Annotated in this window: 21 protein-coding genes; 17 read left to right on the top strand and 4 right to left on the bottom strand. The window is 69.4% G+C overall.

Annotated elements, in window-relative coordinates; all coding sequences use genetic code 11:
• The first annotated feature begins 51 nt into the window (after window positions 1-51).
• The 5 genes from ispH to VEB62_RS02110 all read left to right on the top strand — a co-directional run bounded on the left by ispH (window position 52) and on the right by VEB62_RS02110 (window position 4,788).
• Complete coding sequence (gene ispH / locus VEB62_RS02130; protein WP_324794934.1) at window positions 52-1,023, top strand: 4-hydroxy-3-methylbut-2-enyl diphosphate reductase; 972 nt, start codon at window positions 52-54, stop codon at window positions 1,021-1,023.
• 73 nt (window positions 1,024-1,096) lie between these two features.
• Window positions 1,097-2,014, top strand: a complete 918-nt coding sequence (locus tag VEB62_RS02125; RefSeq protein ID WP_324794932.1) for a DUF4232 domain-containing protein — start codon at window positions 1,097-1,099, stop codon at window positions 2,012-2,014.
• Between the two features lie 55 nt (window positions 2,015-2,069).
• Window positions 2,070-3,275: a glycine C-acetyltransferase gene (kbl, locus tag VEB62_RS02120; protein WP_324794930.1), complete on the top strand. Its 1,206-nt coding sequence runs from the start codon at window positions 2,070-2,072 to the stop codon at window positions 3,273-3,275.
• Window positions 3,272-4,324, top strand: a complete 1,053-nt coding sequence (tdh, locus tag VEB62_RS02115) for an L-threonine 3-dehydrogenase, zinc-binding type (RefSeq protein WP_324794929.1) — start codon at window positions 3,272-3,274, stop codon at window positions 4,322-4,324. The genes kbl and tdh overlap by 4 nt, the downstream gene beginning before the upstream one ends.
• A gap of 14 nt (window positions 4,325-4,338) precedes the next feature.
• On the top strand, window positions 4,339-4,788 hold the full coding sequence (locus VEB62_RS02110) for an opioid growth factor receptor-related protein (protein WP_324794927.1): 450 nt from the start codon (window positions 4,339-4,341) through the stop codon (window positions 4,786-4,788).
• Window positions 4,789-4,791: 3 nt separating this feature from the next.
• Here the strand turns inward: VEB62_RS02110 and VEB62_RS02105 are convergent, their stop codons facing one another.
• Together VEB62_RS02105 and VEB62_RS02100 are read right to left on the bottom strand one after the other, a co-directional pair.
• Window positions 4,792-5,184: a hypothetical protein gene (locus VEB62_RS02105; protein WP_324794925.1), complete on the bottom strand. Its 393-nt coding sequence runs from the start codon at window positions 5,182-5,184 to the stop codon at window positions 4,792-4,794.
• A gap of 123 nt (window positions 5,185-5,307) precedes the next feature.
• A complete protein-coding gene (locus tag VEB62_RS02100) occupies window positions 5,308-6,327 on the bottom strand; it encodes a DNA topoisomerase IB (protein WP_324794923.1) in 1,020 nt (339 codons plus the stop codon).
• Between the two features lie 118 nt (window positions 6,328-6,445).
• Here VEB62_RS02100 and rlmJ point away from each other — a divergent pair, with 118 nt between their 5' ends.
• Both rlmJ and VEB62_RS02090 read left to right on the top strand, forming a co-directional pair.
• Window positions 6,446-7,282 (top strand): 23S rRNA (adenine(2030)-N(6))-methyltransferase RlmJ, encoded by an 837-nt coding sequence (rlmJ, locus tag VEB62_RS02095; protein ID WP_324794921.1) that lies wholly within the window; start codon window positions 6,446-6,448, stop codon window positions 7,280-7,282.
• 80 nt (window positions 7,283-7,362) lie between these two features.
• A complete protein-coding gene (locus VEB62_RS02090; RefSeq protein ID WP_324794919.1) occupies window positions 7,363-9,858 on the top strand; it encodes an ATP-binding protein in 2,496 nt (831 codons plus the stop codon).
• A gap of 195 nt (window positions 9,859-10,053) precedes the next feature.
• Here VEB62_RS02090 and hemF read toward each other — a convergent pair whose 3' ends face one another.
• Entirely contained in the window at window positions 10,054-10,929 is an 876-nt protein-coding gene (gene hemF / locus VEB62_RS02085; RefSeq protein ID WP_324794917.1) for an oxygen-dependent coproporphyrinogen oxidase, read from the bottom strand.
• 564 nt (window positions 10,930-11,493) lie between these two features.
• Here hemF and VEB62_RS02080 point away from each other — a divergent pair.
• Together VEB62_RS02080 and VEB62_RS02075 are read left to right on the top strand one after the other, a co-directional pair.
• Window positions 11,494-12,747 carry a dipeptidase gene (locus VEB62_RS02080; protein ID WP_324794915.1) on the top strand — a complete coding sequence of 418 codons (1,254 nt, stop codon included), beginning with the start codon at window positions 11,494-11,496 and terminating at the stop codon, window positions 12,745-12,747.
• Window positions 12,748-12,816: 69 nt separating this feature from the next.
• Window positions 12,817-14,235 carry a sensor histidine kinase gene (locus tag VEB62_RS02075; protein WP_324794913.1) on the top strand — a complete coding sequence of 473 codons (1,419 nt, stop codon included), beginning with the start codon at window positions 12,817-12,819 and terminating at the stop codon, window positions 14,233-14,235.
• Between the two features lie 3 nt (window positions 14,236-14,238).
• On the opposite strand, the gene VEB62_RS02070 is transcribed toward VEB62_RS02075, so the two are convergent.
• Window positions 14,239-14,697, bottom strand: coding sequence for a tRNA (cytidine(34)-2'-O)-methyltransferase (locus tag VEB62_RS02070; protein WP_324794911.1), 459 nt, complete (start codon window positions 14,695-14,697; stop codon window positions 14,239-14,241).
• A gap of 195 nt (window positions 14,698-14,892) precedes the next feature.
• Between VEB62_RS02070 and petA the strand changes: the two genes are divergently transcribed.
• The 8 genes from petA (at window position 14,893) to VEB62_RS02030 (ending at window position 22,712) form a co-directional block, all read left to right on the top strand.
• On the top strand, window positions 14,893-15,432 hold the full coding sequence (gene petA / locus VEB62_RS02065; protein WP_324794909.1) for a ubiquinol-cytochrome c reductase iron-sulfur subunit: 540 nt from the start codon (window positions 14,893-14,895) through the stop codon (window positions 15,430-15,432).
• Between the two features lie 17 nt (window positions 15,433-15,449).
• Window positions 15,450-16,778 (top strand): cytochrome b, encoded by a 1,329-nt coding sequence (locus tag VEB62_RS02060; protein WP_324794907.1) that lies wholly within the window; start codon window positions 15,450-15,452, stop codon window positions 16,776-16,778.
• A gap of 8 nt (window positions 16,779-16,786) precedes the next feature.
• Window positions 16,787-17,665 (top strand): cytochrome c1, encoded by an 879-nt coding sequence (locus VEB62_RS02055; RefSeq protein ID WP_324794906.1) that lies wholly within the window; start codon window positions 16,787-16,789, stop codon window positions 17,663-17,665.
• 120 nt (window positions 17,666-17,785) lie between these two features.
• Entirely contained in the window at window positions 17,786-18,370 is a 585-nt protein-coding gene (locus VEB62_RS02050) for a DUF1579 domain-containing protein (protein WP_324794905.1), read from the top strand.
• Between the two features lie 67 nt (window positions 18,371-18,437).
• On the top strand, window positions 18,438-20,099 hold the full coding sequence (locus VEB62_RS02045) for a M28 family metallopeptidase (RefSeq protein ID WP_324794903.1): 1,662 nt from the start codon (window positions 18,438-18,440) through the stop codon (window positions 20,097-20,099).
• Window positions 20,100-20,209: 110 nt separating this feature from the next.
• The gene (locus VEB62_RS02040; protein ID WP_324794902.1) at window positions 20,210-21,838 is read left to right on the top strand and encodes a M28 family peptidase; all 1,629 of its coding nucleotides are present in this window, start codon (window positions 20,210-20,212) and stop codon (window positions 21,836-21,838) included.
• A 17-nt stretch (window positions 21,839-21,855) separates the two neighbouring features.
• Window positions 21,856-22,224, top strand: coding sequence for a RidA family protein (locus VEB62_RS02035; protein WP_324794901.1), 369 nt, complete (start codon window positions 21,856-21,858; stop codon window positions 22,222-22,224).
• A gap of 59 nt (window positions 22,225-22,283) precedes the next feature.
• The gene (locus VEB62_RS02030; RefSeq protein ID WP_324794900.1) at window positions 22,284-22,712 is read left to right on the top strand and encodes a thiol-disulfide oxidoreductase DCC family protein; all 429 of its coding nucleotides are present in this window, start codon (window positions 22,284-22,286) and stop codon (window positions 22,710-22,712) included.
• Window positions 22,713-22,718 lie beyond the last annotated feature (6 nt).

The following is a 22,718-nucleotide window of genomic DNA, read 5'->3' as shown; positions in this document are numbered from 1 at the left end:
CTGGTGCAAAGCGGAGTGGCGGCAGGGGGACCGAACGACTAGGTTCCGGCCATGACCCTGCATGCGCCGATCCCGGCCCCCGAAAAGCGTCCGCTGACCGTCCGTCTGGCCACGCCGCGCGGCTTCTGCGCCGGCGTCGACCGGGCCATCCAGATCGTCGAGCGGGCGATCGGGAAATACGGGGCGCCGGTCTATGTGCGCCATGAGATCGTGCACAACCGCCATGTGGTGGACCGGCTCAAGGCCATGGGCGCCGTCTTCGTGCGCGAGCTGGACGAGTGTCCGGACGACCGGCCGGTCGTCTTCTCGGCCCACGGCGTGCCGAAATCCGTACCGGAGGGCGCCCGGGCCCGGGAGATGCTGTACCTCGACGCCACCTGCCCGCTGGTCTCGAAGGTCCACGTCGAGGCCGAGCGGCACCACGCCGCCGGCCGCCACATCATCCTGATCGGCCACGCCGGCCATCCCGAGGTCGTCGGCACCATGGGCCAGTTGCCGCCCGGCGCCATCAGCCTGGTCGAGACGGTCCAGGACGCCGAGGCCTTCCAGCGTCCGGGCGACGCGCCGCTGGCCTACGCCACCCAGACCACCCTGTCCGTGGACGACACCAGTGAAATCCTGGCGGCGCTGAAGCGCCGCTTCCCCGAACTGCCCGATCCGCACAAGGAAGACATCTGCTACGCCACCACCAACCGCCAGGAGGCGGTCAAGCGGCTGGGCGAAGGGTGCGAGCTGGTCCTCGTGGTCGGTTCGAAGAATTCGTCCAACTCGGTGCGGCTGGTCGAGGTGGCGCTCCGGGCCGGGGCCCGCGACGCCCGGCTGGTCGATGACGCGACCCAGGTCGACTGGGCCTGGCTGGACGGCGTCTCCACCCTGGGGATCACCGCCGGCGCCTCCGCGCCCGAGCCGCTGATCGAGGCGCTGGTCGAGGCCGTGCGCGCCCGCTTCGACGCCGAGGTGATCGAGGACGCCGGCGAGCGCGAGACGGTGACCTTCAAACTGCCGCGGGTCCTGACGGCCTGAACGACCGGCGCTGAACAAGCGGAGCCTTTGCCGTTGGCCGGCGTTAGCTGTCCAACCCAACTGTGGAGCTCAAATGCGCCGCCTTTCCACCGCCTGCACGATCGTCTCGGCCCTGGCGCTGACCGCTGCCGCCGGCTGCACTCCGGAGGCCGAGGCCCCGCCGACCGCTCCGGTCGAGCCGACGCCGGCGCCCGCCGGGCCCATGCCTCCGCCGGTCAGCTACGCCTGCGAAAGCGGCCAGTCGGTGACGGTCGCCTATCCGGACACCGCCACCGCCCAGCTGACCTACAAGGGCCAGGCCTACGTCCTGCGCACGGTCCAGGCCGCCTCGGGCGCGCGTTTCATCGGTTCGGGCATGGAATGGCAGACCGCGACCGCGACCGGACAGGAAGCTGCGACGCTCAGCCGTCTCGGACCCAACCAGGACGTCGGGATCGCGGTGCTGGAGCGGTGCAGCCGGCCCTCATCCGGCCCGATCGCTCCCGGCCCGGTCCCGGCCCCCGACGTCTTGCCGGGCGGACCGTTGCCGCCGGCCGTCACGCCGTGCAGGGGACCGCAGCTGAAGCTGTCGGCCGACGGCGGCGACGCCGGGATGGGCCATCGGCTGACGATCGTCGGCGTGCAGAACGTCGGCGGCCAGGTTTGCGGCCTGACCGGCTATCCGACGGTGACGCTGCAGGACGCCCGGGGCCGCACCCTGACGACCGTTCGCTCCGAACAGAATCCGGGCGCCTATCTGCGCTCCGGCCAGGCGCCCGCGCCGGTCATCCTCCAGCCGCAGGCCAAGGCCTTCTTCGACCTGGCCTGGACGGTGATCCCCAACGAGGCCCAGGGCGAGACCGTCTGTCCGACCGCGGCCCGTGTCCGGGCGATCGCGCCGGGCGACACCTCCCCCGCGACCCTGGTCCAGAGCTTCACCGCCTGCGGTGGCCGGATTCAGGTCAGCCCGTTCCGCGCGGTCGCCGAGCCGGCCCCGACGCCGGGAGGGTGAGCCGCGCGCGCGGCGGGGCTTCAAACCGGTCGGAAAACGGCGTAGCGGAGCGCGCATGACAGCGACCTTTCCAAGCCCGTTCCATGACCGCGTGCGCGCGGAACTCGCCGACATCGACGCCCAGGGCCTGACCAAGCCGGAACGAATCATCGCCTCCCGTCAGGGGCCGGTGATCACGGTCGGCGGCCGCGATGTGCTGAATTTCTGCGCCAACAACTACCTCGGCCTCGCCGGCGACGAGCGCGTCGTCCAGGCCGGGATCGAGGCCCAGCGGCAGTGGGGCGCGGGGACCGCTTCGGTGCGCTTCATCTGCGGCACCCTGGAGATCCACAAGGAGCTTGAGCGCGCCATCGCCGACTACCTCGGCTTCGAGGACGCGATCCTGTTCGCGGCGGCGTTCGACGCCAACGGCGGCATCTTCGAACCGCTGTTCGGAGCTGAGGACGCCATCGTCTCCGACAGCCTGAACCACGCCTCGATCATCGACGGCGTGCGCCTGTGCAAGGCCAAACGCTACCGCTTCGCCAACTCGGACATGGACGACCTCGAGGCCCAGCTGAAGCAGGCCCGGGCCGACGGCGCGCGCGAGATCGTCATCGCCACCGACGGCGCCTTCTCGATGGACGGCTATATCGCGAAGCTGAAGGACATCCGGGCGCTGGCCGACCGCTACGGCGCCCTGATCATGGTCGACGACTGTCACGCCACCGGCTTCCTCGGTCCGCAGGGGCGGGGATCATACGCCTACCACGGCGTTGAGATCGACTTCCTCACCGGCACCTTCGGCAAGGCGCTGGGCGGCGCCATGGGCGGCTTCATCTGTGCGACGGCGGACGTCGTCGCCCTGCTCAAGCAGCGGGCGCGGCCCTATCTGTTCTCCAACGCCCTGGCCCCAGCCGTCTGCGGCTCCAGCCTCGAGGCCATCCGCATCGCCGGCGGCGACGGGGGGGACGCCCTGCGCAAACAGCTGTTCGCCAACGCCGCCCGCTACCGCGCCGCCATGACCGGGGCCGGCTTCAACCTGCTGCCCGGCGAGCATCCGATCATTCCGGTCATGCTGGGCGACGCCAGACTGGCCCAGGATTTCGCCGCCCGGGCGCTGGAGCTCGGCGTCTACGTCATCGGCTTCAGCTTCCCCGTGGTGCCCCGGGGACAGGCCCGCATCCGCACCCAGATGTCGGCGGCGCACACCTTCGAACAGATTGATCAAACGGTCGCGGCGTTCACGACGGCCGGCAAGGAATTGGGAGTGATCGCATGACCGGCACCATGAAGGCCCTGGCCAAGACGACGCCGGGCGTCGGCCTCGAGCTGATCGACGCCCCCATCCCCGTGGCGGGCGACGAGGACGTGCTGATCAGGGTGCATCGCACCGCCGTCTGCGGCACCGACATCCACATCTGGAACTGGGACGAGTGGAGCCAGAAGAACGTCCCGGTGCCGATGATCACCGGCCATGAGTTCTCCGGCGAGATCGTCGCCATCGGCAAGGACGTCGACCGCAAGCTCCGGGTCGGGCAGCGCGTCTCGGCCGAGGGCCACGTCATCGACCTGAACTCTGAAGCCGCCCGCGCCGGCCATTTCCACCTCGATCCGCACACCCGCGGCATCGGCGTGAACCGCCAGGGCGCCTTCGCCGAATATGTCGTCGCTCCGGCCTTCAACGTCATCGAGCTGCCCGACGACGTGCCGTGGGAGATCGGCGCCATCCTCGACCCGTTCGGCAACGCCGTGCACACCGCCCAGCAGTTCGACCTGCTCGGCGAGGACGTGCTGGTCACTGGCGCCGGTCCGATCGGCATGATGGCCGCCGCCGTCGCGCGCCACGCCGGCGCCCGCACCGTGGTGCTGACCGACATCAACGACTTCCGCCTCGAGCTGGCGCAGAAGGTCGCGCCCGGCGTGCGCACGGTGAACACCACCCGCGAAGACCTGAAGGACGTGATGCACGAGCTCGGCCTCAAGGTCGGTTTCGACGTCGCGCTCGAAATGTCGGGCTCGCCCATCGCCTTCAAGCAATGCGTCGACACCCTGATCATGGGCGGCGGCATGGCCCTGCTGGGCATTCCGTCGAAGCCGATGGAGACCGACTGGGGCGCGATCATCCTCAAGGCCCTGACCATCAAGGGCGTCTACGGCCGCGAGATGTTCACCACCTGGCGCAAGATGCTGGGTCTGCTCAAGGCCGGTCTCGACCTGACCCCGCTGATCACCCACCAGATGAGCTACGACCGCTACCGCGAAGGCTTCGAGGCCATGCGCTCCGGCCAGTCGGGCAAGGTGGTTCTCGACTGGGACAAGGCGGCGTAAGGGCGGCTCAGACCATGACGGTCCCGATCGTGGCCTTTCTGGAAGGCGAGGGACCGGACTCCCGCGGGCGCACCCTGTTCGACGTGCTGGGGTTCGACGACACGGCGCTCGAACTGACGCACGACTTCATCCAGTGGCTGTTCCCGTTGCCGGAGCCGTCCGGCGCCGTGTCTGACGCGCCGGTCCTGACCACGGACGACATGCAGGCCATCCACGATTCGGTCCTGGCCCAGTGCGCCATGGCGGCGGCGACGGACCGGATGGAGGCCTTCTACCGCGCCACCCACAACTGGCTGCGGCCGCACGACCACAACCATCTGCGCATCACCCGCATCATCCGCTCGCTGCGGCTGCTGCGCGGCGACGAGGAGGCGGACGCCTTCCGGGCCGCCATCCTGTCCATGGTCGAGGCGACGCGGGCGCCGGTCAGCGCCCGCAGCCGCGGCTACTGGTCGACCGCCTGAGACTCAGGCGGCGGCCGTCTCGTCCTTCTTCATCGTCGCCATGAAGACGATGATGACGAACAGCAGCATCGACAGAACCAGCATGATCTCCGAGGCGATCATGGCCGGCAGGAAAACCGGCTTCTGCAACAGCATCAGGGCCAGCGACGGCATCAGGATCAGGAAGCCGAGCACCGACAGGGCGAAATGCACCATCGGCAGCCAGCCGCGCCCGGCCGCCGGGAACGAGCGGTAGAACAGGCCGAACAGCATCATCGAGGCGAAGCCCAGCAGGTTGATATGGGCGTGCACCGGCCTCAGCACGAAGTCCTGGTTCGCGCCCATCCACACGCCCAGCGACATCCCGACCAGGGCGGACAGCACGCCCAGGCGCAGGAAATTATTCGATACAGACATCATCTTCGGTCCCTCCGACAAACGGCGCTCCGTAGAGCGTCGTTCTCCCGGGGAGCAAGTTACATCCGATTTAGCCTGCGGGCGCAATCGCGGCCGGTCGCCCAGCCGGGCCCGGCCGTCCGGTCAGTCGGTCAGGGCCCGGGCCAGGGCGCGCTCGAACCCGGCCGCCTCGGGACCGGGCAGGACCTTGCCGAGGCGGCCGTCCTGATAGAGGTCGAACACGCGCGGATGGACATAGGAGGTCCGGCACACCGTCGGGGTGTTGCCCAGCAGCCCGGCGACCGCCTTGACGCAGACGGTGATCGCGCGTTTCGCCTCGGCAGGCGAGGCCGGCGGCTCCATGTCGCGCAGCGCCCGCGCCGCCGAGACCGTCCCGGCCCAGGTGCGGAAGTCCTTGGCCGAGAACTGCTCGCCCATGGCCTCGCGGATGTAGGCGTTCACGTCGTCCGAGGTGACGGCGCACAGATCGCCCGCGTCGTCGCGGTATTTGAACAGCTGCTGGCCCGGCAGTTCGCGCAGACTCCGCACCACGGCGGCCAGCCGGCGGTCGCGCACCTTCACCTCGTGCTCCACGCCGCTCTTGCCCTTGAAGGCGAAGATCAGCGCCGCGCCGTCGACCTCCAGATGCCGCTTGTGCAGGGTGGTCAGGCCATAGGAGCGGTTCTGCCGGGCGTACTGCGCGTTGCCGACCCGGATCAGCGTGAGCTCCAGCAGCCGCACGGCGGTGGCCAGCACCTTCTCGCGGGCCGCCCCGCGCCGCCCCAGGTCCGCCTCGACCCGGCGGCGCAGTCCGGGCAGGGCGCGGGCGAACTCGGGCACGCGCTCGAACTTGGTCTCCGCGGCGTGGGCGCTCCAGTCCGGATGATAGCGGTACTGCTTGCGGCCCTTCACGTCCCGCCCGATGGCCTGGATGTGGCCCGACGCGCGCGGGCAGATCCACACCCCGGTCCAGGCCGGCGGGATGGCCAGGGCGCGGATGCGGTCCAGCACGGCCTCGTCGGTGATCCGCCGGCCGTGCGCGTCGTGATAATGGAAGCCGTCAGCGGCCGGGGTCCGGCGGATGCCCGGCTGTTCGTCGCTGCACCACGTCAGGCCCGCCGGTATCCCGGGGGGCGCGGAAAAGGCGGCGGAGCCGTCGGGCATCAGCTCAGGCTCCGGCGAACGGTCATGATCGGCTCCTTCGGGATCGGTGCTCGGCAACGCCGCCGCCGCGACGGCGGTTCCTCTTGACCGCAACGGCGGGGAGGGGGATGCCCCGGGCATGAACTATCGCCACAGCTTCCACGCCGGAAACTTCGCCGACCTGGTCAAGCACGCCCTGGTGCTGTGGCTGCTCGAGCGGCGGCAGGCGGCGGGCCCGGTCACGGTGATCGACACCCACGCCGGCGCAGGCGTCTACGACCTGAGCGGCGACGCCGCCCGCTCGAAGGAGGCCGAGGCCGGCATCGCCCGGCTCATGGCCGCGGCCGACCGCCCGCCGCTGATCGAGTCTCTGGCCGGCGAGGTGGAGCGCCTCAATCCCCGCGGCGGCGCCACTCTGTATCCGGGGTCGCCGCTTCTGATCGCGCGCCGTCTGCGCCCGGCCGACCGCTACCTCGGATTCGAACTGCACCCGCCGGTGTTCGACCTGCTGGAGCAGGCGCTGGAGCCCTTCCCCCGGGCGGCGGCCCGGGCCGGGGACGGCTATGACCAGGCCCGGGCCGAGGCGGCGCACGCCCAGGCCGCCTTCGTCCTCATCGACCCGCCGTTCGAGCGGCCGGACGACTATCTGCGCGCCGCCGACACGGGGGCGGCGATCGTCCGCGCCGACCCGCGCGCCATGGTGGCGATCTGGACCCCGCTGAAGGACATGGAGACCTTCGACGGTTTCCTGCGCCGGCTGGACCAGGCGGGCGTGAAGCGGGCGCTGGTGGCGGAGGCGCGGCTGCGCCCGCTGGCCAATCCGATGAAGATGAACGGCTGCGCGGTGGTGGTGCTCAATCCCCCCGTGGGCGCGGAGGCCGCCGCGTCCGAAATCTGCGGCTGGGTCGCGGACCGGCTCGGCGACGCGGGCGCCCGGGCCGAGGTCTGGATGACCGGCGACGGCGCCGCCGGATGACGCTCCCGGGCCGCGCCGACGGTCCGCTAAACCTTGCGCAACACATGTGTGCGAGGACGGAGCATCACGCCGGAATCCTCATGTCGCCTTTCCGTATGCTTGCGGCGAGTTTCGTTCTGCTCGTCGTCCTTGCCGGCGCCCCGCGCGGGGCCGCCCAGCCGACGTTCGACGCGCGCGGCGGGGCCGATGCGCTGAGCCTCGCGCGCTTCGTGGAGCGGCGGGCGGGCTCGACCGATTTCGCCGCCCTCGAGGCCTTCGGCTCGGCCGCCGCCCGGCGTCAGGACCGGGAGGGCCTGAACCGGCTCTATCACGTCACCTGGACCATCCTGAACCAGGGCGAGTTCGAGCGCGCCGCCGTCTGGAACCGCCGTCTGGCCGCCGCCGCGCGGCGGCGCAACGACGCGCGCTACATCGACATCGCCCATCTGAACGACCTCACCGCGCGGTACGACCAGGGCGAGGTCGCCGTCGCCGCCGACATGCGGCGGTTCGCGCGAACCGGGCGGGACTGGTTCGTGCGCGCCCATGCCGCCCGTCTCGCCGCCCTGGCCCTGATGGACGAGGGCCATATCGGCGAGGGTCTGGAACTGTTGGCGCAGGCGCAGGCCGACATCCCCGTCGGCGATCCGTTCGCGGCGACGGCCCAGGCCGGCATCTGGGAAGTCGCGGGCATGGGTCTGAAGGACCTCAACGACCTCAAGGGCGCCGCCGACGCCTTCCGCAAATTCGAGATCGACTATTCCAACCCGGCCTATCCCCGCCCGGACTTCGACAGCCTCTACAATCTGACGGTGATGGCGGTGAAGGTCGGCGATCAGGCCCGCGCGGCTGAATACTATGCGGCCCACCACCGGCTGGCCTCCCGCTCCGACCTGCCGACCCTGGCCATCTACGACGCCAGCCTGTGCGCCACCGTCGCCAACGCCCGCCACGCGCCCCGCGAGGTTCTGGCCTGCCTTGAGCCATACGGGGAAAACCTGGGCCCCGCCGCCTTCCTGGCCGCCAGCATCCTGCCCCTGCGCGCCATCGCCCGCGCCCAGACCGGCCAGACCGCGGCCGCCCGCCGTGATCTCGAGGCGCTGCGTCGGCTCGAGGCGGGCGGGCTCGGCCTCGAGGTCGAACACGTGGAGGCCGAGGTCCTGTTCGCCGAGGGCCGGACGGCCGAAGGTTTCCGGATGCTCCGGGCTCACATGCTGGAGAGCGAGGTCGTCTCGGCCCGGAATTTCAGCGCCGGCGTCCACCAGGTCACCGGCGACATGCAGGAGCAGCTGGCCGAGCGCCGTCGGCAGCTGGAGACCGCCCGCGCCAACACCAACCTGCAGCGGGCGGTCATCGCCATCGGGATCGTCTTCCTGCTGTTCGCCATGGCGACGGTCGTCTGGCTGTCCCGGCAGGCCGGCCGGTTGCGGCTGGCGCAGCGGCGGGCCGAGGACGCCAACCGGGCCAAGAGCGAATTCCTCGCCAACATGAGCCATGAAATCCGCACGCCGCTGAACGGGGTGGTGTCGATGGCCGATTCCCTGACCCGGCGGCCTCTGGGCGCGCAGGAGCGGGAGATGGTCGAGCTGATCCGCTCGTCCGGCGTGACCCTGGAGCGCCTGCTCTCGGACATTCTCGACACCGCCAAGATCGAGTCCGGCCAGGTCGCCATCGAGCCCGCGCCCTTCGACCTCGAACAGACGGTCGGCGACATCGGGGCCCTGTGGCGGGTCAAGGCCGAGGACAAGGGCGTGGCGTTGGAGGTCGACTTCGATCCCGCCCTGTCGGGCGTGGTCGAGGGCGACGCGGTCCGGCTGCGGCAGGTGCTGACCAACCTCGTCAGCAATGCCCTGAAGTTCACCGGCGAGGGCTCGGTTCGCCTGACCGTGGCGGCGGCGGAGAACGGGCGGATTGTCTTCCGGGTCAGCGACACCGGCGTGGGTTTCGACACCGAACAGCGCGGCCGGATTTTCCGGCGCTTCCAGCAGGCCGACGGTTCGATCACGCGCCGGTTCGGCGGCACCGGCCTGGGACTGGCCATCTCGACCGCCCTGGTCGACCTGATGGGCGGGGCGCTGGATTGCGAGAGCACGCCGGGCGAGGGCTCCAGCTTCTGGTTCGAGATACCGCTGCCGCGCGCCGGGCGGGCCTGCGCCGAGGTCTCGGCGCCGGCGGCGGCGGCGCGGGACGTGACGGGAAGCTCGCTGCGCATCCTTCTGGCCGACGACCATCCCGCCAACCGCAAGGTCGTCGAGATCATGCTGGGCGCGACGGAAATGGAACTGGTCGCGGTCGAGGACGGCCGCAAGGCGGTCGAGGCGTTCAAGGCGGGCGGGTTCGACCTGATCCTGATGGACATGCAGATGCCGGTTATGGACGGACTCAGCGCGACCGAGGCCATCCGCAGGCACGAGGCCGATCACGGCCTGTCGCGCACCCCGGTGGTGATGCTGACCGCCAACGCCATGGCCGAGCACGTCGAGGCGGGGCGCGCCGCCGGGGCCGACGCCCACCTGACCAAGCCTGTGACCATGACCAGCCTGTTCGCGGCCATCGGCGCCGCGCTCGAGCCGGCGCGCGAACCGGAGCCGGCCTGAGGGGGGCTCAGCGGCTCAAGGCGTCCAGCCAACCCTTCCCGTCATCCTCGGGCTTGACCCGAGGATCAGAGGCGAGAGGCAAGCTGTGCGAAGCGGGCGTCCCGGCGGCTCCGGCCGTGCACCTCTCGACGGAGCACCGGACGGTCTGATCCTCGGGTCAAGCCCGAGGATGACGGATGGGTGTGGACCGTCGCCTCAGGGCCATTTCACGACCGGCGGCATCGAGCTCAGGATCGACTCGACGTTGCCGCCGGTCTTCAGCCCGAAGGTCGTGCCGCGGTCGTAGAGCAGATTGAACTCGACGTAGCGGCCGCGCCGGACCAGCTGTTCCTCGCGCTCGCCCGCCGTCCACGGCTCGGCCATGCGCCGGGCCACGATCTCCGGATAGGCCCTGAGGAAGGCCTCGCCCACGTCGCGGGTGAAGGCGAAGTCGCGGGCCCGGTCGCCGCTGTCGAGGTGGTCGTAGAAGATGCCGCCGGTGCCGCGCGGCTCGTTGCGGTGCGGCAGGAAGAAATACTCGTCGCACCACGCCTTGAACCTCGCGTGCCACGCCGGATCGTGGGCGTCGCAGGCGGCCTTCAGGGCGGCGTGGAAGGCGACGGTGTCAGGGGCGTCGTCGCGCCGGTCGACGTCCAGCACGGGCGTCAGGTCGGCCCCGCCCCCGAACCAGCCTTTCGTCGTGGCGATGAAGCGGGTGTTCATGTGCACCGCCGGAATGCGCGGGCTGACCGGATGGGCGATCAGGCTGACCCCGGTGGCGAAGAAGCGGGGATCGTCGGCCGCGCCCGGGACGGTCTTCGCATAGTCGGCCGGGAAGGTCCCGTGCACCGTCGAGACGTGCACGCCGACCTTCTCGAACAGCCGGCCGTGCATCATGCCCATGACCCCGCCCCCGCCCTCGAGGCGGTCCCACGGCGTTCGCGCGAAGCGGCCGGGTTGGCCGGCAAACAGATCGGCGGGCGCCTGGTCCTCCAGCGCCTCGAAAGCGGCGTGGATACGGTCGCGCAGCGCCTCGAACCACGCGCGGGCCTCGGTCTTCTGCTGGGCGAGCGGGTCGGCGGCGTCGGTCATGGCGAGGCTTCTAGGCGGTCCGCGCGACCCGGTGAAGTGCGGCGTTCACCTCCCCGTTCGCGTCGGGCGAATGGGGAGGACAGATCGCGCAGCGATCAGGAGGTGGCGGCGCAGGTGGCGGAAAGCCCTGCGCCAATCACCATCGGCCGCGCCGCCCCCTCCTGGTCGCTGCTTCGCATCGACCTGTCTTCCACACCGGCCTTCGCCGACGGGGAGGTGAGCCCTGAAACCTCTGCTGACAATTCGGGAATCTATAGTCGGGTTCACCGGATAATCTCCAGCCTTTCCAGAGACATCCACTTTTCTCGACCCCATCTTCCCGCCGCAGGAAGCCGCGGGTCCACACTGCGGCTCTTTTCCGCTCGGGCAACCACGCGCGGTCTTTGACACGTAAATCGCCACCGACGGAGGATTCAGACCATTCAGACGGTTCAGACTATTCAGACCATGTTTTTTGTCTGACCCGATAATAACCGCCTCCGCCCAAGCGCCGCTCCACCCGCCTCAAGGTTGACCCGCCGTCATCCTCTGCCACTGTCCGCCGTCGCTTTCGGGGAGCCCGCCATGATCCGCACCGTCCTTCTTTCCACCGTTGCCGTCCTGATGGCGGCCGTGCCCGCCGCCGCCCAGGACGAAGCGGCGGCCCGGCGCATCCTCGAGCGGACGCCGCTGATCGACGGGCACAATGACCTGCCGTGGGCGCTGCGCCAGCAGCATGGCAACGACCCGCACGCGGTCGACCTGACCGCCAACCTCGACGCCACGACGGCGCTGCACACCGACATCCCCCGCCTGCGCGCCGGCGGCGTCGGGGGGCAGTTCTGGTCGGTCTACGTCCCGGCCAGCCTGACGCCCGTCGAGGCGGCCAAGGCCACCTTCGAACAGATCGACACCGTCAAGCGGATCGTCGCCGCCCACCCCGACGTCTTCGAGCTGGCGACCACGGCCGACGATATCCAGCGCATCCACCGGCGCGGCAAGATCGCCTCGCTGATGGGCATGGAGGGCGGCTATTCGATCGACGATTCGCTGGGCCTGCTGCGCGAGTTCCACGACGCCGGCGTGCGCTACATGACGCTGACTCACTCGACCACCACGACCTGGGCCGACAGCGCCACCGATGCGCCGAAATGGGGCGGGCTCAATCCGTTCGGCGAGGAGGTGGTGCGTGAGATGAACCGCCTCGGCATGATGGTCGACCTGAGCCACGTCTCGGAAGAGACCATGCTGGACGCCATGCGGGTGTCCGCGGCGCCCGTGATCTTCTCCCACTCGTCGGCGCGGGCGGTGACGGCGCATCCGCGCAATGTCCCCGACAGTGTGCTCCGTCTCCTGCCCGGGGATGGCGGCGTGGTCATGGTCACCTTCGTGCCGGGCTTCATCAGCGAGGCGGTGCGGGCCTGGGGCGCGGCGCGTTCGGCCGAGGACGCCCGTCTGAAATCACTGAATCCGGGCGATCCCGCCGCCGTCGCGGCGGGGATGCAGGCCTGGGTCGCGGCCAACCCCGCCCCGCGCGCCGGGGTGGCGGACGTGGTGGCCCACATCCAGCACGTCCGCGACGTGGCCGGGATCGACCACGTCGGCCTCGGCGGCGACTTCGACGGCGTCAGCAGCCTGCCCGACGGGGTCGAGGGCGTGGACGCCTACCCCCGCATCCTCGCCACCCTGATGGCGAACGGCTGGAGCGAGGCGGACATCCGCAAGCTGGCGGGCGGGAACGTGCTGCGCGTGATGCGGGCGGTCGAGGCCGTGGCGGCGAGCCAGAGCGGCGCGCGGCCCGGCCTGGCCAGGCTGCCGGAGGCCGGGGCTCCCGAATGACGCGTGCTCCGCAGGGGCTGGAACCATCGCGCGAGGACGCCGTTCAAGGCGTTAAGTCGGGAACCTGGTATGTCGGTCGTCACACTTCTTGAGTCGCACAGCGGGCCCGGCCTCGCCACGCTCGCCGAACTCGAGCGGTCGGCCGGCGAGGATCACGCCTTCCTCCGCTCGATCATCGAAACCACGCCCGAATGCATCAAGGTCGTCGCCCCCGACGGCAGGCTGCTGCAGATGAACCCGGCCGGTGTCGGCATCGTCGGGGCGACGGGCTTCGAGCAGATTTCCGGCTCCTCCACCTTCGACCTCGTCGCGCCCGAGCATCGCCAGGCCTGGATCGCCAACCATGAACGGGTCTGCCGCGGAACCCGGCTGACGTGGGAGTTCGACATGGTCGGCCTCACCGGCCAGCGCCGTCACATGGAGACGCATGCCGCGCCGATCCGGCTGCCGACGGGAGACGTCGGCCAGCTGGCCATCACCCGCGACGTGACAGACCGCTGGACCAATGAACGGGCCTTGGGGGAGAGCGAGCACCGGGCCCGGGCCATGCTCGATGCCCTGCCCGCCGCGGTCTATACGACCGACGCCGAGGGCCGGATCACCTATTACAACCAGGCCGCCGTGCGCTTCTCCGGCCGGGAACCGGTGGTCGGCAGCGACTCCTGGTGCGTCAGCTGGAAGCTGTTCTGGCCCGACGGGACGCCGTTGCCCCACGACGCCTGTCCGATGGCCCTTGCGTTGAACCGCCGGACCCCCAGCCACGGCGAGTACGAGGCGGTGGCCGAACGGCCGGACGGAACCCGGGTCCCCTTTATCCCCTATGCGACGCCGCTGTTCGGACGGGACGGCGCCCTGACCGGCGGCATCAACATGCTGGTCGACATCACGGAGCGAAAGAAGGCCGACGAGCGTCAGCTGCTGATGATCAACGAACTGAACCACCGGGTGAAGAACACGCTGGCGGTGGTGCAGTCGCTGGCGCACCTGACCCTCCGGAATGACACCTCACCGGAGGCGCTGCGCGATTTCGAGGCGAGGCTTCACGCCATGTCCGCCGCCCACGACATCCTGACGTCCCGGAACTGGGCCGGGGCGCCGCTGGCCGACCTGGTCCGGCGCGCCCTGGATCCGCATTGCAACAATCCGGACTGCTATACGGCGACCGGTCCGGACATCGACTTGCCGCCGCAGACCACCGTGGCGCTGGCGATGGCCCTGCATGAGCTGTGCACCAACGCCATCAAACATGGCGCGCTGTCGGTCGCGACGGGAGCGATCGACGTCGCGTGGAGCCGCGAGGATGGCGACCGGCTGTCATTGACCTGGACCGAACGCGGCGGCCCGCCGGTCAGTCCGCCGACGCGGCGCGGCTTCGGGGTTCAGATGCTCGAACGGGCGCTGGCGCATGAGTTCCACGGCTCGGTGACGCTCGACTTCGCGCCCGCCGGCCTGACGTGCCACATCGCCGGCCCACTCAACGCCGCCTGAACCTCAGTCTGGCGCGGCCAGGCCGCCGGTCTGCCGCAGACCTTCCCAGAGCGCGACGCCCGCGCTGACCGACAGGTTCAGTGAACGCGCCCCGGGCCGGATCGGAATCAGCACCCGCGCGTCGGCCGCCGCGTGCACATGGTCCGGCGCCCCGGCGGACTCGCTGCCGAACAGCAGGATGTCGTCGGGCCGGAAGGCGAAGCCGTCGAGCCGGGTCGCGCCCTTCGTCGTGAACAGGACCAGCCTGCCCGGGGCCCGGTCACGCTGGAAATCGTCCCAGCCGGCGTGCCGGACCAGATGTCCCAGCGGCCCATAGTCCAGCGCGGCGCGCTTCATCGCCCGGTCGTCGAAATGGAAGCCGGTGGGCTCGATGACGTGCAGTTCCACCCCGAAACAGGCGCTCAGACGGATGCAGGCGCCGACGTTCTGCGGAATGGCCGGTTGAAAAAGGGCGAGACGCATTCTAAGGCCCTCATACGCGCGGCCCGGGGGCTTGTCGCGGCTCGAATTGCGAGCGTTTCTCACGAAGCGTCAGCACGTTGCGGCGATGCGCCGCAAAGCCGGGCCGGGCCAGCCATCCGGGAATTCGCTAAGGAACGACAGCGTTGAAACGGCGCGCCTCTTGGCGACGCCGCCAACGGCTCAGGAGACGAATCGGTGGCTGCAGACCAGGGCGATCCGAACCATCAGGATCCCAATCGTAGAGACTTCATCCACATCGCGGCCGGCGCCGCGGCGGTGGGGGCAGGGGCCATGGCGGCGTGGCCGCTGGTCAATTCGATGAATCCGGCCGCCGACACCTTGGCGCTGTCGACCATCGAGTTCGACCTGACCAAGGTCCAGGAAGGCCAGCAGGTCGTCATCAAATGGCAGGGCAAGCCGGTGTTCGTGCGCTACCGCACCCCGGCCGAGGTCCAGCGCGCCCGCGCCGACGACCACGCCCGCGACCTGAAAGATCCCGAGATCGACGCTGACCGCGTCAAGGCGGGCCACCAGCAGTTTCTCGTCGTCATCGGTTCGTGCACCCACCTGGGCTGCGTGCCGACCTTCGGCGCCGGCGACTACGGCGGCTGGTTCTGCCCCTGCCACGGATCGCACTACGACACCTCGGGCCGCATCCGGAAAGGTCCGGCGCCCAAGAACCTGGTTGTGCCGACCTATGATTATGTGTCCGACACCCGCGTGAAAATCGGCTGAGGACGGGCAAGAGAACGATGAGCGATCACGAATCCACCTACGTCCCCAGGACCGGCGTCGAGAAGTGGCTGGACAGCCGCCTGCCGATCGTCCGCTTCGGCGCCGACTACATGGCGCTGCCCACCCCGAAGAACCTCAACTACTGGTGGACCTTCGGCGGCATCCTGGCGCTGTGCCTCGTTGTGCAGATCGCCACGGGCGTCATCCTGGCCATGCACTATGTGCCGAACACCGAGATGGCCTTCGCCTCGGTCGAGCGCATCATGCGTGACGTCAACGGCGGCGACATCATCCGCTACACCCACGCCAACGGGGCCTCGATGTTCTTCATCGCGGTCTACCTGCACATGCTGCGGGGGCTGTACTATGGCTCGTACAAGGCGCCGCGCGAGATGATCTGGATCATCGGCTGCGTGATCTTCTTCCTGATGATCGCCACCGCCTTCCTCGGCTACGTCCTGCCGTGGGGCCAGATGTCCTTCTGGGGCGCCGAGGTGATCACCAACCTGATCGGGGCCATCCCGGTCGTCGGCGAGCCGATCCTGATCTGGCTGCGCGGCGGCCCGGCCATCGACAACGCCACGCTGAACCGCTTCTTCTCGCTGCACTACCTGCTGCCGTTCGTGATCGCCGGCTGCGTGGTCCTGCACCTGTGGGCCCTGCACCACGCGGGCCAGAACAACCCGGTCGGCATCCTGATCCCCAAGGACCGCATGGCCAAGGACACCGTGCCGTTCCATCCGTATTTCACGGTCAAGGACGGGTTCGCCATCATCCTGTTCCTGATCCTGTTCGCCACCTTCGTCTTCTATCTGCCGAACGCCCTGGGCCACGCCGACAACTACATTCCGGCCAACCCGCTGCAGACTCCGGCGCACATCGTGCCCGAGTGGTACATGCTGCCGTTCTACGCGATCCTTCGCGCCATCCCCGACAAACTCGGCGGCGTGATCGCGATGTTCGGCTCGATCGGCGTGCTGTTCGTCCTGCCGTGGCTGGATACGTCCAAGGTGCGTTCGATGCGCTACCGCCCCGCCATGCGGACCTTCTTCGTCATCTTCGTGATCGTGGGCATGGGTCTCGGCTGGTGCGGGGCGCAGCTGCCCGACGCGCCGGTCATTCCGGGCATGCCCAGCTTCACCCTCTTCGACGGCGCGCTGAACAGCTACCTGTGGCTGACCCGGCTGCTGACGGCCTACTACTTCCTCTTCTTCCTGGTCCTGATGCCGCTGGTCGGCCTGCGCGAAACCCCGAGGCCGATCCCGGCGACCATCTCCGAGCCGGTTCTGCCGGGTGGAGACGTCATGACCTCGGCCGCGCCGGCCTCGCCCGAGAAGAAGGGCTGAGATCGACCATGACCCTCAAGACGAACATCCAGTCGATGAAAAAGACCCTGGTCCTGATCGCCCTCGCGGCCGGCCTCGCCGCGGCGGCCCAGCCGGCCCTGGCCGCCGGCGGGGCCAAGCACCCGCGTAGCGGCGGCTTCACCTTCGAAGGCCCGTTCGGGACTTTCGACCAGGGTCAGCTGCAGCGGGGGTACAAGGTCTACCGCGAGGTCTGCTCGTCCTGCCACGGCATGGACCTGATGTATTTCCGCACCCTGGCCGAGCCGGGCGGACCGTTCTACGACGCCCACCAGGCCAATCCGGCCGAGAACCGCTTCGTCAAGGTGCTGGCCGCCGAGGTCCAGGTGCCGGACATCGACACCGAGACCGGCGAGGCGGTCATGCGCGACGCCGTTCCGGCTGACCGTTTCCCCAATCCGTATCCCAACGCCACGGCCGCCGCGGCGGGCAATGGCGGGGCGGCGCCGCCCGACCTGTCGGTCATGGCCAAGGCGCGCCACGACGGGGCCAACTACATCTACTCGCTGCTCTCGGGTTACCGCGCTGCTCCGGCCGGCCTCGAGATCCGCGCCGGCCAGTACTACAACCCCTATATGGCCGGCGACCTGACCCCGTTCTGGAAGGGTCCGGAAGGCAGCCACGCTCCGAAGGGCGGCTTCATCGCCATGCCCCCGCCGCTGCGGGACGGCCAGGTGACCTACGACGACGGTTCGGCCCAGACCGTCGACCAGTATTCGAAGGACGTCGCCGCCTTCATCGCCTGGGCGTCGGATCCGAAGCAGGTCCAGCGCAAGCAGTCGGGCCTCGGCGTGATGATCTTCCTGATCCTGTTCGCGGGCGTGACCTACCTGAGCTACCGCCGCATCTGGAAGGGCGTCGCCCACTAGGGCTTCCGCCTTTCGACGACCGATCGACCCGCCGGGGCTACAGCGCCGGCGGGTTTTTCGCGCCTGCTTGTCAGCCAACGAAAAGAGCTTTATCATCTAAAGTGTATAGGGAGGATGGTGATGTTCACGGGCGCACGGATTTCAATGGCGGCGCTGGCCGCCTGTTTCCTGCTCGCGGTTCCGGCCGCGGCCTCGGCGCAGGCCATGCAGCCGGCGGGAACGGCCGAGCAGCGGCAGGCAATGCAGACGCTGGCCTGGATGGACGGCGAGTGGGTCGGGGAGGCGACGGTCTCAATGGGCCCCGGTCGAACCACGACCCATCCGCACACCGAGCGGATCGGTCCGATGCTGGGCGGCTCGATCAAGGTGATCGAGGGGCGCAGCGTCGGCGGGCCTGATGGCGCGCCGGCTTTCAACGCCTTTGCCGTGGTGTCATGGGACGACGCGGCCGATCGGTATGTGATGCGCTCCTACGCCAACGGTCAGGCGGCCGACTTTCCGCTCGAGGCCACGGCGGATGGATTCCGCTGGACCACCCCGAGCCAGGGCGGGGAGATGCGTTACGTCACGGTCTTCAGGGACGGGGAATGGGTCGAGACGGGCGACTTCGTCATGCCGGGGCGCGAGCCGATGCGGGTGATCGAGCTTCGTCTGCGCCGCCGTGGCGACACCGGCTGGCCCGCCGCCGACCCGGTTATCCCATGATCGACAGGGGGAGATCGACGCCCTAACGTCCGGCCGGGTCTGTTTCCGGCTGAGGGTGTTTCCGTCCATGCGTCTCCTGTCGACTGTCGCCGCGCTCGCCGCCGGCGCCCTGATCTCCGCCTGCGCGAGCATGGAGGCCGAGCCTCCGGCTCCGGCCCCGGCCTTCGACGCGGCGCGCCTGTCCGAGCACGCGCGAGTGCTGTCCGACGACAGCTTCCAGGGACGCGGCATCGGCACGCCCGCCGAGGAGATGACGGTCCGTTATCTGAGCGAACAGTACGCGGCGGCCGGCTTCCAGCCGGGCGGAGAGAACGGCGGCTGGACCCAGGATGTGACGCTGAACCGCTTCACCGCCTCGAACATTCAGGCCTCTTTCAAGGTCGGCGGGGACTCCATCCCGCTTGCGCAGGGCCAGCAGATCGTCGTCTCGACCCGCCTGCCGGGCCGCCATGTGATGCTGACCGACGCCCCGCTGGTGTTCGTCGGCTACGGCATCAAGGCGCCCGAGCGGAACTGGGACGACTTCAAGGACGTCGACGTGCGCGGCAAGATCGTCGTCGTGCTGGTCAACGACGCCGACTTCGAACAGCCCGAGTTGAACACCTTCAACGGCCGGGCCATGACCTACTACGGCCGCTGGACCTACAAGTATGAAGAGGCGGCGCGGCAGGGCGCCGCCGGCGTCATCATCGTCCACGAGACCGCGCCCGCCTCCTACGGCTGGGCCACTGTGACCAACAGCTGGTCCGGCCCGCAGTTCGACATCGTGCGCCAGAACGCGGCGGCCGAGCGGGTCAAGATGGAGAGCTGGATCCAGCGCGATGTGGCCGTGGACCTGTTCCGCAGGGCCGGGCTCGATTTCGACGCCCTGAAGACCCAGGCGCGCAGCCGCGACTTTCGTCCGGTCGAACTGACCGGCGCGACCTTCAACGGCATGTTCGACGTGGCGACCAGCCAGATCGTAACGAAGAACGTCATCGCCCGCCTGCCGGGCGCGACGCATCCGGACGAGACCATCCTCTACACCGCCCACTGGGACCACATCGGCGTCGGCGAGCCCGACGCGAATGGCGACGCCATCTTCAACGGCGCGGTCGACAACGCCACCGGCACGGCCGGCCTGCTGGAGCTGGCCCGGGTCTGGAGCGCCGGGCCGCGCCCGCAGCGCTCGATCGTGATGATCAGCTTCACCGCAGAGGAGAGCGGCCTGCTGGGCTCGGAATACTACGCCGCCAATCCAGTCTATCCGCTTGAGACCACGGTGGCGGGATTCAACATGGACGCCATGAACGTCTATGGCCGCGTCGCCGACCTCGGCGTGATCGGCTACGGCCAGTCCGATCTGGACGAGCGGCTCGCCGCCGCCGCGGCCCGGCAGGGGCGGGTTGTGGCCCCCGACTCCAATCCCGCGGCGGGCAGCTATTTCCGCAGCGACCACTTCCCGCTGGCCAAGCGCGGCGTGCCAATGGCCTACGCCGAGGGCGGCGGCGAGTTCCGGGACGAGCCGAAGGCCGCCCGCGAGGCCGCCCGCGACGAGTACGGCTCGCGTCGCTACCACCAGGCCGATGATGAATGGTCGCCCGACTGGGATCTGGCCGGCCAGATCGAGGATCTGGAGGTCGCCCTGTGGATCGGTCGCGATCTGGCGAACAGTCGCGACTGGCCCGGCTGGAAGCCAGGTTCGGAGTTCGGCCCGGCCCGGGCGGCCAGCGCCAGCGCCCGCCGCTGAGCCCCCGTTCGCCGCCGTCCCCATGCTGCGGACATGACGAAAACTTAACGAGCGGTCCGCGGGGGCCGCCCTAGAGTGCGCCCGATCAATCCGGGGATGGAGTTTCCCATATGCTTCGCAAGATGATGGGCGGCGTCGCCGTCGCCGCCGTTCTGCTGTCCGCCGGACTGGCGTCCGCCCAGGACTTTTCGGCCGAGCGCATCAGCAACGACATCCGCACCATCAGCGCCGACGAATACCAGGGCCGCTACCCCGGAACGGAAGGTGAGCGGATGACGCTGGCCTGGCTGCAGGCGCAGTACGAAGCCATGGGCCTTCAGCCCGGCGGACCGGACGGCCAGTGGCTGCAACCGGTGCATCTGAAGCGCTTCACGCCGACCGCCGGCGCCGCCAGCGCCAGCTGGACCGGGCCGGACGGGACCAGCCATCCGCTGACCGTCGGAACCGACGTCACCCTGCGCGCCGTCTCCAACGACGGTCGCGCCTCGATCCGGAACGCTCCGGTGGTCTTCGTCGGCTACGGCATCACAGCGCCGGAGCGGAACTGGGACGACTACGGCGACATCGATGTGCGCGGCAAGGTCGTGGTGGTGATGGGGGGCGAGCCTGAAGGGGAGCTGTTCAACGGCGAATACAGCACCAACTACGAGTCCGGCGCCTACAAGGCCGACGAAGCCTTCCGCCGCGGCGCGACCGGTATCGTCACTCTCGTGCCCCAGCCTGCGGATTCGCCGACGTGGCGCCGGGTGGTGCAGGGGGGAACGCGCACCCGCACCCTGACTCCGGGCGCGGCGGACCTCGAGTTCTCGATGGCCATCAACCACGACGTGGCGCTGCAGTGGGCGACCGCGGCGGGTCTGGACATGACCCAGCTGGGCAGCGTCGGTTCCGGCGCCTTCAAGGCGGTGCCGCTGAACGGCGTCACCCTGTCGGTCGAGACGCAGGAAACCAGCGAGACTCTCGTCACGCACAATCTGCTGGCCCGCATCCCGGGGACCGAGCATCCGGAAGAGACCATCATCTATTCGGCTCACTGGGATCATGTCGGCGGCGCCGCGCAGCATCCCGAGACGCCCGGCGACGACAAGATCTTCAACGGCGCCTGGGACAACGCCTCCGGCACCGCCGCCGTGGTCGAGATGGCCCGCCAGATCAGCCGGGCCCCGCGGCCGAAGCGCTCGATCGTCTTTGCTCACATGGCCGCCGAGGAAATGGGCCTGATGGGCGCCTATGGCTACGCCGCCGATCCGGTCTGGCCGCTGGAGACGACCGTGGCCGACATCAACATCGACATGCTGCCGCTGTCGGGGCCGACGAAGGACATTCCGATCTTCGGCAAGGGTCAGAATGATCTCGAGGACCGCCTGCAGGCCCTGGCCGAGCCGCTTGGCCGTTATGTCTCTGACGACCACATGCCGGAGGAGGGCTTCTACTACCGTTCCGACCACTTCCCGTTCGCCCGCATGGGCGTGCCGGCGATCATGCCCTGGCACGGCTGGGACTGGGTCGAGGGCGGCCGGGAGGCGGGCGAGGCCGCGTGGCGCGCCAAATTCGGAGCCGACTACCACAAGCCGTCCGACGAGTGGTCGGCCGACTGGGACCTGACCTCGGCGACCGAGAACCTGACCCTGCTGTATCACCTGGGTCTGGACCTCGCGAACAGCGAGGACTGGCCGGGCTGGAAGCCGACGTCGGAGTTCGCTTCGGTCCGCGCCCGCTCGGACGCCGCCCGCCAGTGAGCGTCCAGATACGACCCTTGACCGGCGACGGCTCGCCACCGGTCGAGGGCTCGTATCCACAGGCGGTGGAGGTGACCGGGCCGAGCCGCTGGCTCTACCTGTCCGGTCAGATCCCGGTCGCGCCCGACGGCTCGCTGGCCGCCGACTTCACCGGTCAGTGCGAACAGGTCTGGACCAACATCGAGACCCAGCTGACCGCCGCCGGCATGACGCTGGACAATCTGGTCAAGGTCACGACCTTCCTGTCGGATCGGCGATATGCACTGGAGAACCGCGAGGTTCGGCTACGGCGGCTGGCGGGGCGTCAGCCGGCCCTGACCGTGATCGTCACCGGCATCTTCGACGAGGCCTGGCTGGTCGAGATCGAGGCGGTGGCGGCGGCGTAACGCCGTCTTGCCCGCGCGGGTCTGGCGTTCCAGTCTGGGCCCATGAAAACGCCATCCGCATGAACCGCTGGTCGCCACGTGATGCGGAGGGCCAGCCGCAGGGTCTGATCCTGTTTGACGGCGTCTGCGTGTTCTGCTCGCGCTGGGTGCGGTTCGTGATCGACCATGATCGGGACGCCCGCTTCAGCTTCACCCCGATTCAGTCGGAGTCCGGCCGCGTCCTCGCGGCGCGCTTCGGGATCGACCCGGAGGTCCCGCAGACCAATGCGGTCATCTGGAACGGGCGTATCCACTTCAAGTCGGACGCGGCGCTGACGGTGCTCGGTCAACTGCCGGCGACGCGGCCGCTGATCATCCTGAAAGCCGCGCCGAGAGGATTGCGCGATCCCGTCTATGACGTGATCGCCCGCAACCGCTATCGCATCTTCGGACGGACCGGGACCTGCATGGTCCCGTCCGTCCGGGACCGGGCGCGCTTTCTCGATTGAACGCCG

Origin of the sequence: Brevundimonas sp., from assembly GCF_035626975.1 — a bacterium.
Lineage (GTDB): Bacteria > Pseudomonadota > Alphaproteobacteria > Caulobacterales > Caulobacteraceae > Brevundimonas.
The sequence above is the reverse complement of the archived record's forward strand: the minus strand, read 5'-3'. Positions and strand labels throughout refer to the sequence as shown.